Origin of the sequence: Methanospirillum hungatei (assembly GCF_020216685.1) — an archaeon.
In the GTDB taxonomy this organism is placed as follows: Archaea; Halobacteriota; Methanomicrobia; order Methanomicrobiales; family Methanospirillaceae; genus Methanospirillum; species Methanospirillum hungatei_B.
The window spans coordinates 1-11,205 of sequence record NZ_JAIWNS010000024.1 but is presented as its reverse complement, the minus strand read 5'-3'; the positions used below and the strand labels follow the sequence as shown (position 1 = coordinate 11,205).

At 43.0% G+C, this 11,205-nt stretch carries 9 protein-coding genes and 1 pseudogene; all 10 read left to right on the top strand.

Features of this window, described 5'->3' with window-relative positions; genetic code table 11:
• Positions 1 to 96: 96 nt before the first annotated feature.
• Complete coding sequence (locus LDL35_RS01410) at positions 97 to 831, top strand: response regulator (RefSeq protein WP_304018746.1); 735 nt, start codon at positions 97 to 99, stop codon at positions 829 to 831.
• 3 nt (positions 832 to 834) lie between these two features.
• Complete coding sequence (locus LDL35_RS01405; protein ID WP_304018745.1) at positions 835 to 3,009, top strand: ATP-binding protein; 2,175 nt, start codon at positions 835 to 837, stop codon at positions 3,007 to 3,009.
• Positions 3,010 to 3,246: 237 nt separating this feature from the next.
• Complete coding sequence (locus tag LDL35_RS01400; protein ID WP_304018743.1) at positions 3,247 to 3,399, top strand: hypothetical protein; 153 nt, start codon at positions 3,247 to 3,249, stop codon at positions 3,397 to 3,399.
• Positions 3,396 to 4,517, top strand: a complete 1,122-nt coding sequence (locus tag LDL35_RS01395) for a hybrid sensor histidine kinase/response regulator (protein ID WP_304018741.1) — start codon at positions 3,396 to 3,398, stop codon at positions 4,515 to 4,517. Before LDL35_RS01400 ends, LDL35_RS01395 begins: the two co-directional genes overlap by 4 nt.
• A 272-nt stretch (positions 4,518 to 4,789) precedes the next feature.
• On the top strand, positions 4,790 to 7,300 hold the full coding sequence (locus LDL35_RS01390; RefSeq protein ID WP_304018739.1) for a methyl-accepting chemotaxis protein: 2,511 nt from the start codon (positions 4,790 to 4,792) through the stop codon (positions 7,298 to 7,300).
• 71 nt (positions 7,301 to 7,371) lie between these two features.
• The gene (locus tag LDL35_RS01385; protein WP_304018737.1) at positions 7,372 to 7,620 is read left to right on the top strand and encodes a hypothetical protein; all 249 of its coding nucleotides are present in this window, start codon (positions 7,372 to 7,374) and stop codon (positions 7,618 to 7,620) included.
• Positions 7,539 to 8,060, top strand: coding sequence for a GNAT family N-acetyltransferase (locus LDL35_RS01380; protein WP_369694875.1), 522 nt, complete (start codon positions 7,539 to 7,541; stop codon positions 8,058 to 8,060). Before LDL35_RS01385 ends, LDL35_RS01380 begins: the two co-directional genes overlap by 82 nt.
• Before the next feature lie 641 nt (positions 8,061 to 8,701).
• Positions 8,702 to 10,027, top strand: coding sequence for an ABC transporter substrate-binding protein (locus LDL35_RS01375; RefSeq protein ID WP_304018735.1), 1,326 nt, complete (start codon positions 8,702 to 8,704; stop codon positions 10,025 to 10,027).
• 28 nt (positions 10,028 to 10,055) lie between these two features.
• Positions 10,056 to 10,937 (top strand): branched-chain amino acid ABC transporter permease, encoded by an 882-nt coding sequence (locus LDL35_RS01370; RefSeq protein ID WP_304018733.1) that lies wholly within the window; start codon positions 10,056 to 10,058, stop codon positions 10,935 to 10,937.
• Positions 10,934 to 11,205 (top strand): annotated as a pseudogene (locus tag LDL35_RS01365) (branched-chain amino acid ABC transporter permease); the annotation flags it as partial. The gene LDL35_RS01370 and the pseudogene LDL35_RS01365, both read left to right, overlap by 4 nt.

Here is an 11,205-nt window from a genome sequence, read left to right as displayed (position 1 = left end):
GATTTTGTATTTCCATGGAAGTAATCCGGAAATAATTGGATAATACCTGATTTTTCTGTAATTTCTTTATTTTTTAATTATGAAATGGTCATTATTATGAAAAATGAACAATCAGAACAAGGCCAATTAAGAGAACATATTGTTCTTATTGTTGATGATAATGAAAATAATCTTCAGATAGCTGCTAAAATTGTTCATCAGGCAGGATATCAGGTACTTCTGGCATCTGATGGGAAAAGCGCTCTAGAAATCCTTCAAACTGTCGTTCCGGATGCCATACTACTGGATATCATGATGCCGGGTATGAGTGGGCTGGAAGTGTGTGAAACGATTCAAAGGACTACGGCATTAACAGGAATTCCTGTAATTTTTCTTTCAGCAGTCGGTGAAGATGCGATGATAGAAGAGGGGCTCGTCCATGGCGGAGTTGATTATATCACAAAGCCTTTCAGAGAACGAATACTGTGTGCCCGACTTCGGTTGCATATCGAACGGGGCATATATCAGAAAGAGATAATCCGACAAAAGGAAATTCTCACTGAAAAGAACAAGGCTCTTATCGAAGTACAGGAACAACTCATTCACTTAAATGCTGCCCTTGAACGACAGATTGAAAAAAACCTCGCGATATTTGCCGGAATGAATGATATGATCAGAAATCCGCTTGCTGTCGCCATGTCAATGCTGGAGATGAATGATCATCCGGAATCTGATCAGATAATTAGCCAGCTTGAACGGATAGATGCAGCAGTGGATGACCTTGATAAAGGATTTTTAGCCTCTGATAAAGTTCTGTCATATCTGAAAAAACATTACCATATCTGTGAATAAACCATGAATATCCGGACAAAACTTCTATTCAAGCTGATCTGTACCTCAATAATTACTCTGACCTTGTTCTGGTTTGTTTCCTCCCTGGTAATTGATGCTGAGCATGGAGAGGTTCAAAAATCAAACTTAATAAAATCCATGCAGGTTGGATACAATCTTCTTGAACATGATCTTGATGAAGTTACCATAACTGTCCAGGAACAGGCTTTGAGAAATGAGGTTATTTCTTTTTTACTTATGAGGGATAATCGAGCAATCACACCACCTCATTCATACCCTTCCGGAATTGCAGGGCCAAAAAGTGATTTACCGAATTCTGCGTTCGGTTTCATCCCATCCTTGTCGGAGGATACTCTGAATATGAGTAATTTGGAATATATTTTCATTTATAACCGTGATGGAAACCTTTCCTATCGCAAACTAACTCCAGGAATAAAAAATCTGGAGGAATCTGATAAGAAATATATCCAAAACCTGTTTCAGGAAAAAATCACCGCTGCAAAAAACCCGGTTCAGTATCCAATCGGATACCATTATCAAGGCTTCATTCTTACAGGACAATCTCTTCTGATGTATGCTGGTATTCCTGTTCTTGATCATGACGGATATATTATTGGAACTGTTATCGGCGGAAGAACTCTCACCGAAGAGGATATGAAATATTATTCATCCATCCTCTCAACTGAAGTCAGCTTATCTCCGGTTCTGGATCCTTCCGGTCTGATGAACAAATCTGTGTTTATCGGAACGATTGAAGAAGGATACCCGGTTTTTACATCCGATGAATCTTCAGATACTGTGTATACTCTGTACCCTGCTCTTGGAGGTGGAGTATTTACCTTATCCGGATCTTGGCCGGTCAGATACTTCCAAAATGATATGAAGATTTTTATGGTAACCGGTTTTATTGTGGTTTTTCTCTTATTTATCTTCGTTAATCTCCTCATATTGGATCGGGATATCCTCGGACGGATGCGACAACTAAAACAAGTAATGAAAAAGATTACCACACTGAACACCTGGTCTGATGTAAATCCCGATATTCTTCTCATTCCTGGTGATGATGATATATCTGAATTTTCCCGTGATCTCTCAGGCCTGGTCAGTCATATACTCACCATGACAAGTGATCTTGATCAGGCAAAAAAAGAAGCTGAATCAGCCAACCGAGCGAAGAGCATTTTTCTAGCGAATATGAGCCATGAGATACGAACTCCGCTGAATGCAATTATCGGGTTTAGTTCACTTATGGAGCATGAAGAACTTGAGCTCCGGATAGCCAGGTATGTCCGGTCCATTCATTCAGCTGGAAACAGCCTCCTCTCCCTCATCAATGATGTCCTTGATCTTTCAAAGATTGATGCTCACAAACTAAAATTATCTCCGGAATCGACTGACCTTGCCCATTTGGTAGAAGAGATTGATCTTATCCTTGGTGAACGTGCCCGAACAAAAGGACTCACTTTTGTCCACTCAGTACCTCGGGATATTCCTCTTGTACTTGTTGATGAGAACAGGGTTCGTCAGGTTCTATTAAATCTTGTTGGAAATGCAATAAAATTCACAAAAACAGGAGGGATTAATTTGACATTAAAGTATATTCCAATTAATAGTGACATTCATCGGATTCAGTTTCTTATAGAAGACACCGGTATCGGAATTCCCATGCAGGAACAGGAGAAGATCTTTCATGCATTTGAGCAGCAGGAGTCATCCCTTGTGAAAGAGTATGGAGGGTCCGGGTTAGGGCTATCAATCAGCAGAAAACTCGTTCATCTTATGGGTGGAACGATCTCACTTAAAAGTGAACCTGGAAAAGGTTCGCTCTTCACCGTTGATATACCGGTACAAATAGCCCCAAATCAGAAATCTGAAGCAGACTCCTGTAATGCCTCTGTTCTTCCGGTCTTTGATCCTGCAGATGTTCTTGTTATTGATGATGTACAAGACAATCTTGCTGTTTTGTCATCCATACTAAGCCAGCTGGGACTTCATCCCCGAATAGCAGCATCAGCATCTGAAGCTATCAAGCAGTTCAAAATTAAAAATCCTGATCTGATAATCACAGACATCAGGATGCCGGGAATGAGCGGTGATGAGTTTGTTCAGGTTCTGAAATCCTCGTATCCAGAGTGCAAAGTTCCTGTGATTGCTCTCACCGCCCTGATAAATCCTTAAGATGAAGCTAATCTTGAAGGATTTGCAGCAGTTCTTCGAAAACCTATCCGGATAGAGGATATCATTCCAGTTCTCAAACAATATATTGAAGTACAAAAGCCATCTCCAATCCCTAATTGCCAGGAACCAAAAGCTCAATGCCCACATGAAATCTCTCCTCAAGTTGGTCAGGATGCAATCCGGTTGTTTTCAGGAAGGCTTCAGGCAATAAGACGTAAATGTATTCCCAGTGAGGTAATGGAAATTGCAGATGACTTAGATGGGTTTGGAACTCTCCATTCTTCTGACCAGTTTCATCAGATGGCAGACCGGCTGAAAGAGGCAGCCCGCGAATTTGATTTAAAATTGATCCAGGAAGTCATTGATACGTTTCAGGAGATAACAAAATGACACCGAGAATAGACATAAAACCCGGACCCGTTCTTATCGTTGATGATGATGTTCACAATCTGCAAGTTACTGCTCAAACAATTCATCAGGCAGGGTATGACGTTCTGCTTGCACAGGATGGATTGAACGCTCTTGAAATCTGTAATTCAATAACGCCTGGAGCAATTCTCCTGGATATCATGATGCCTCATATGAACGGGATTATGGTATGCACCCGTCTGAAACAGGATGAGAGATTTTCATCAGTTCCGATTATCTTTCTTTCAGCACTCGGGGAAGAGGATATGATTCAGACAGGGCTCTCCTGTGGCGGGGCTGATTATGTCTGTAAACCCTTTCAAAGTAGAGTTCTCCTTGCACGACTCAGGCTTCATATGGAACAATCTGTATTACGGACGCTCTTGCATGAAAAGAATAAGGAACTTGAGGAACATAATCGGATGCTTCAGAAAAGTGAGCAATCCCTGAAACATGCTCTCAATAAATTACATCTACTATCTGGGATTACCCGTCATGATATTTTGAATAAAATCACAGCTCTGAATGGATACATGTGCCTGATTCGTGAAGAGGTTACCAGTGAAGAGGGCATAGCATTCGTAAGAAGGGCACATGAATCCATTGATGTCATCCGGAAACAGATAACATTCACACGAGACTATCAGGAGATGGGAATACATTCTCCAGGATGGTTTGATATCAGGAATGTTCTTGAAGAGGCATTTAGCCTACTGGATACCGGCCTTGTAGTTTTGGATATTCATCTGGATCCCGTTGAATGTTATGCAGATCCCCTTCTTCCCCGGGTTTTTTACAATCTTCTGGAAAACTCCATCCATCATGGAAAACATGTAACCCGAATCAGGGTTTCTAATGAAATCAGGGATGATAGATATGTGATAATTATTGAAGATGATGGGTGTGGAATTCCAACAGGTGAAAAAGAAAACATCTTCACCAGGAAATATTTTCATAACTCCGGTTATGGCCTCTTTCTCTCCCGAAACATACTCCAAATTACCGGATACGCGATAATAGAAAATGGTGAACCGGGGAGATCTGCACGATTTGAGATATCTGTTCCTCCTGAATATTACCGCCCCGTTATTATCACCTGAATGATTCAAGCAGACTGTCTGCATAAACTCCTTATTTTTTCTTATTATGTAAATCAGAACCATTATTTGCTTTTCATTGAGAATTAAGTGTAATTGTCTGAATAATTCAGAAAACATTATCATTACGATGAAGTTATATATATACTCATAATCCGGCATTTCCATTGGAGAATATCTGATTATGTAGACATCCCATTTACAATACGAAAAAACTTGAAACTCTCGATCAATGCATTCCTATAAATATGAAAAAAATACTCATATCTCCTAATATGAGATCTATTCAGTTCCATTCTATCAGACATGAAATCTTATTTTTTGGGGCGATTGCATTAATAATCGTTTCAGCTGCAATAATCGGGTATGCAAGTCTTTCCCAGTATGCCATATCAGTCGATGGATCAAAAACCATCGTGAGTGCTATAGCAGGAGAGAAAGCAGCTATTTTAAAAGAAGACATCGATGAAGCATTGATCATTGCCCGCACTCTGGCAAATGGGATTAACGGTGCAGTGGATTCCGGGAATAAAGCATCACGGGAAGAATTCCAGGCAATTGTTCTTGGACTGATGAAAGCATATCCGGAATTTAATGGAGTCTATATTGCGCTCGAGCCGGATGTCTATGATGGCAGGGATAAGGAATATCGGGGTAAACCCGGTACAGACGAAACTGGAAAATTCATGGCATATTATTCCCGTGATAGCGCTGGAAATCCAAAACTGGATTATGTTTATAATTATAATGCCGGGGAAGAGGGAAGTGAATATTACCAGGTTCCAAAAACAACTCTGAAAGAATATGTAACTCCTCCCTTTCCGTGGGATATTCAGGGTCGGAAAATTTTACTCTCTTCAATTGTTGTTCCCATAATTGTAAAGAATGAATTTTATGGGATTGCCGGAGTAGATGTTCCTCTTGATGCCATCCAGGGGCTTACAGATAAACTGGATACATATGCTGATTCAGGAAAAGTATACATTATCTCTTATGACGGGATTGTAACAGGAGCTACTGGTTATCCTGATAGTGTGGGAAAACCACTTAAAGAAGCTCAAATTCCCCTCTCTTCTGATGCAAGTTCAATCATTGCCGATATACAACGAGGAAGAAACGAGGTTATTGAACAACACGGGATGTTTATTGCGTATTCACCGATTGAAGTAGGAAACTCCAATCAGCCATGGTCAGTAATTTTTACCGTACCGGTGGATGTTGCAACCGCCAGTGCCCGTATGAATACTCTCATTCTTATCCTGATTGGTTCAGTTTTCACGATCATTGGATTAATCCTGCTCTTTTTTGCTGCAAAAGGGATTGCACGGCCAATTGAAGGAATCACAAAACATGCAGACAATATTGCCGCCGGTGAACTGGGTGAAGAGATTACGATTGAACGAAAGGATGAGATTGGTATGCTTGCGAATTCATTCAGGCGGATGCTTGAAGGACTGCAGGGAAAAGCCCTTGCTGCAGATGGAATTGCTGCAGGAAATCTTTCGGTCCACATTCCGGTTGCATCTGACCATGATATGCTTGGCCAGTCAATGATCACCATGCGGGACACACTTGCCATGATGAGCAGCACCATCACTGACCTTTCCCAAAAAGCTGCAGCTGGAGATCTGAGTACCCGTGGCGATCAGACTGCCTATCTGGGAGCATATCGTGAGATCATACAGGGTATTAATGAAACCCTGGATGCTGTCATTCACCCGATACATGGAGCGATGGAACTGGCTGAAGTATATGCAGGAGGCAATTATACACAGAGATTTGATTCTTCCATCTCTGTATCTGGTGATTTTGCGAGCTTCAGGGATGCATTAAATAAAATAGGGGCACAGACCGCTGTTTCTTTCAGAAGTGTAAAGAAACAGATAGAATCTGTAGTTGGCAGTATTGAGGAGACGACGGCATCAATCGAAGAAGTGTCTGCTGGTTCAGCGAAACTTGCTCAAAGTTCAAACCAGGTAAGTAGTCTTGCAGATACCAGTCTTTCAGGAGTTCATCAGATACTTCGTGCCATGGATGATCTCTCGGTAAATATTTCTCATGTAGCGGAAATGACTGACAAGGTTGCATCTATTTCGCATATCACAAATGATCTCTCTTCAAAAGGTTCTGAAATGGCCAGGAAAGCAGAAACCGGGATGAAAAACATCATTTTATCTATTGAGGAAAGTGAAAACACCATTGCTGAGATGTCGAAACAGATGGAACAGATCGGTCAGATCGTTCGTCTCATTAGTGAAATTGCGGATCAGACGAATCTTTTAGCTTTAAATGCTGCAATTGAAGCTGCACGGGCAGGAGATGCCGGCAGGGGATTTGCAGTAGTTGCTGATGAGGTAAAAGCACTTGCAATAGAGTCTCTGCAGTCAGCAGAGAAGATCAGTGATATGATAAGAGCCCTGGAGATACAGTCTGGAAATGCGACCCTCGCCATGAAACGATCCTCCGGGGAGGTTGCCACCGGAAATGAAGCGGTGAACCAGACACTTCAGGTTTTCTCACAGATAGTTACACATATTCAGGATATTTCTGAAAACACATCTGCAGTTGCTGCTGCTGCAGAAGAGCAGGCTGCTGCAGTTGAAGAGATTACTGCAAGTGTTCATGAGCTTGAATCTCATGTGACCAGAACGGCAGAGGAAGCAGTTTCATCTGCTGCAGCGACAGAAGAGACTTCTGCAGCGTTGGATCAGATCTCTCATTCTGTTTCTGAGGTTATGAGAGCAACTGATCATATTACGAAAGAGATGGCGAAATTTATTGTATAGATATTGAATTACTATTCCCTTTTCATTCTTTTTATCTCATATGCATGGTAAACATCTATGGATCTAATCTCATGACCGTATTTCAGAATCAAATCGGTAAGACAAACTCCATTACCCTTCTACCAGATACCATTCAGATACGTCCCTTGAGTACTGAGTATTACAAAGCAGCTGCTCAACTCTACTCGGATGTGTTCATATCCGACGAGCCGACCACCCATCTTCATGCCCCTGATCCATCAATATTCATCCGGTATGCGGAGATATATGTCAGATCTCTCATCCCGAAAAACCTGAGTTTTATTGCCTGGACAGCGTAAAAGGTGATATCATCGGTTTTATCTTCTGTCTTGACCTTGCATCGGATATCACAGATGAAGGGGAGGAGATGGTCCGGTTCCTCTCCCACTTTCACGAGACGGTCCTTCTTATCGATGAACTTGAACACCGTTTTTTAAAAATTGAAAAAATTTCTGCCGGAGAAGCACTCCATATCTTCCAGATTGGGGTTGATAAGAGATACCGGCGATCAAAAATTGCCTGTTCTCTCATACATGTCGTGCTGGAACATGGAAAGAACCTGGGCTTTTCAAAGGTGATAGCGGATTGTACCTCTTCTGCTTCCCTTCAGGTTTTCTCCTCCTGTGGTTTTGAACTGGCCGGGTGTATTGAGTATGATACCTGCTGCATCAACGGGGAGTATTTCTTTGCCGGTCTTGATGGGGGGATCTCTCTGGTTGTAAAAAACTGGAGCCTCTAATCTGATTGCTATCCGATACGTTTGGGTAGCATGCCGTTCCTATAGTATCCTTGAGAATGCCGGTTTCATTAGATAATTTCTGTCAAATACTCGTCACAAAATAAAAACTTCTATCCCAGATTATATTTATTTTACTGGCCATATTGCTTGAATTTGTTATCTATTATACCTTAAAAATCCCCTATGTCTATACCCATATTTTTAACCGGCTCATTCTCCTTGCAGCTATCTGGTATAAACGAAATGTTGTGTTTCTTGCACTTTTTTTCGGGATCCTTCACATCATAATCTATTATTATAATCTCGGGTCTCTCTCCAGAGCCCGTTTTCCGTGCAATTATGCTCTTTGTCATTGCGTTGATCGCGGGCCCTGTAGTTGAGTGTATGACTCATTTCAGGGATGAACTGGCTCTTTAAAACCAGGAACTGGAAAAGATAAAAGAGGCATTCCGAATCGCGAATAAAAAATTAAATCTTCTCTCTACTATCACCGGCATGATATCCTGAATCATCTTACTTCACTCAGTTTCCATTCATCCGATACAACCACGTTAGACTTACATGAATAAACCATAATTTCTTTAAAGTTATTTATCATATACAAAAGTATGTCATGGCATGTCATGGCACGGTGAACAGACATGAAACATTGGGTTCCATACAGCCTGGTAATGAGTATCATCATTATCGGGGCACTCTTATTCTCCGGGTGCACCGAGCAGCCTGCCTCTGAATCTGCCGAATCGATTAAGATCGGAGTGGTTGCGTCGATGAGTGGTCCGGCGAGTACAACCGGAAAAGACATCTGGCAGTCTGCAGAACTGGCAGCCCAGGAGATTAATGCACAAGGCGGGGTCTTTGTAAAAGATCTGAATAAAAAGATCCCGATTACTCTGGTCCAGGGTGATGATGAGTCAACCCGTGAGGGGGGCATAAAAGCCGTCTCCAAGCTCATCACCCAGGATAATGTCGATCTTCTGGTCGGGGGGTACTCAAGTGCGGTTGTGTCAGCCCACCAGGCCATCGTTGCCGACAATAAAGTCCCCTATATCATCTCCGGTGGTTCCAGTACCTCTGTATCGCATCGTGATGACATCGACACCAGCTATATGTTCTTCCATCGTCCAAACACGGATGATTCAGCCAAAGCCAGCATCCTTTTCATAGATGAAGTGGTACGGCCTGAGATCTACAAGAAATTCAATCTTCCCGATGACCGCCCGCTCAGGCTTGCACTTATCTTCCAGGACAGTCCCTTTGGAAAAGGACAGCAGGGAGCGGTTCGGAATCTGACACAAGACTTAAACCTCCCGATTGAGATTGTGGCCGAAGAGACATTCAAGATGGGTGAGTCAGATTTCAGGACTGCTCTGACCTCAGTAAAAGCGAAAAAACCGGATATCATCTATGCGGTCACCTTCCTGAACGAACTGATCCCGCTCACCCAGCAGGCCAGACGAGATGTCGGTCTTGATACACTCATCCTCTCAATTGAGAACAATGATGACCCTGATTACTATTCAGGCGTTGGAGAGTTAGGGGACTTTACCCTGATGGAGAGCAGGTTCTCACCATATGCCATCCCGAAAGGCAGTACTTCTGAAAGAACGAAAAAATTCCTTGAGGATTTCCAGACAAAGTATGGCGGATTTTCCGGAATGATGGGTGCGGCAACGTATGAATCAGTATATATCGCTGCAAAAGCCATCGAAAATGCAGGAACTGTACAGAAGGATGCAGTCCGGAAGGCTCTTTCAGAGATCTCCATGGACCACATGATAGAAGTGATGAAGGATCAGGTAATCCGGTTCAGTCCAGATTATCAGGAGAGCAGTTTTGACCTGTATGTTGAACAGATGAAGATGGACCCCGCTGTAGGAGAGATAAGACCGCATATCGTCTGGCCTGAATCAATCCGTGAGACCGGATTTGTGATCCCTGACTGGTATCAGCCGGGATCTCCCTGATCACATTTTTGGAGGATGGAACGCAGGAATGGACCTACATATTGAGATAATCACCCAGGTTCTCTTCTGGGGATTATACACCGGGTGTATTTACATCCTCCTGGCAACAGGGCTGAATCTTATCTTCGGAGTCATGAAGATTGTGAACTTTGCCCATGGGGAATTTCTCATGCTGGGAACGTACATTACGTTCTTTCTCTTCGTTATGAGCGGGTTCAATCCCTATGTTCTTCTCTGTGCCTCAATTCCGCTTCTTGTGGTGATTGGGGTTATCGTGGAAAGGCTCTGTTTCAGACCTATTCTCGGGACTGGAAAATTAAATGAGATCTTCGTGAGTATCGGGCTCATTTATATCATTCAGAACCTGGTTGCCAGGATTTGGACCGATGAATGGAAGACTATCCAGAGTCCTTTCAGAGATATCAGTGTGGATCTGGGAATCATTCAGGTCCCGCTTGATTATCTTATCATCATGGCAATTACTGCTATCCTGCTTATCGGCCTGTATATCTTTCTTCATCACACCTGGACCGGCCGGGCAATCAGGGCTACCAGTCAGGATAGGAAAGGTGCGATGCTGATGGGAATTAATGTCGAGCGGATGGATATGGTAACCTTTGGTATCGGTGCGGCCCTTGCAGGAGCAGCCGGGACACTCTGGGCAGTCAGCGGCCAGGTCTTTAATCCCTATATGGGGTCCATTCCGGCCATTAAGGCATTCGCAATCATTATTCTGGGAGGTCTTGGCAGTATTCCCGGTGCAATTGTGGGTGGGCTTGCTGTTGGTCTTGTTGAGAACGGGACCGCTTTTACCCTTGGTGGTGCATGGAAGGATGCTGTATCATTTATTCTCCTGATCATAGTGCTTATTATCCGTCCAACAGGTCTCTTCGGGGAGGATAGTGAATGATCCCTCCGTTCCTTCAGGAGAGAAGATATCAGTTCGCGGTGCTGGCATTCATCGTGGCTGCTCTTCTTCCGGTCGTACTGGGGTCAAACCAGTATTACCGGACAGTCCTTATCCTTATGTTGATTTTTATCATCTATGCGTCGGCATGGAACTTTCTTACCTTCTCAGGCCAGGGCTCGCTTGGTCACGCTGCCTTTTTTGGTCTGGGCGGATATTTCTCATCCCTTATTGCCATTCAATCCGGCATCCCGCTCATTATCGCAATTTT

What these genes read in the sequence shown, in the direction of transcription:
- LDL35_RS01410 (WP_304018746.1), top strand. Translation starts at nt 97, where the DNA reads ATGAAAAATGAACAATCAGAACAAGGCCAATTAAGAGAACATATTGTT.
- LDL35_RS01405 (WP_304018745.1), top strand. Translation starts at nt 835, where the DNA reads ATGAATATCCGGACAAAACTTCTATTCAAGCTGATCTGTACCTCAATA.
- LDL35_RS01400 (WP_304018743.1), top strand. Translation starts at nt 3,247, where the DNA reads ATGGAAATTGCAGATGACTTAGATGGGTTTGGAACTCTCCATTCTTCT.
- LDL35_RS01395 (WP_304018741.1), top strand. Translation starts at nt 3,396, where the DNA reads ATGACACCGAGAATAGACATAAAACCCGGACCCGTTCTTATCGTTGAT.
- LDL35_RS01390 (WP_304018739.1), top strand. Translation starts at nt 4,790, where the DNA reads ATGAGATCTATTCAGTTCCATTCTATCAGACATGAAATCTTATTTTTT.
- LDL35_RS01385 (WP_304018737.1), top strand. Translation starts at nt 7,372, where the DNA reads ATGACCGTATTTCAGAATCAAATCGGTAAGACAAACTCCATTACCCTT.
- LDL35_RS01375 (WP_304018735.1), top strand. Translation starts at nt 8,702, where the DNA reads ATGAAACATTGGGTTCCATACAGCCTGGTAATGAGTATCATCATTATC.
- LDL35_RS01370 (WP_304018733.1), top strand. Translation starts at nt 10,056, where the DNA reads ATGGACCTACATATTGAGATAATCACCCAGGTTCTCTTCTGGGGATTA.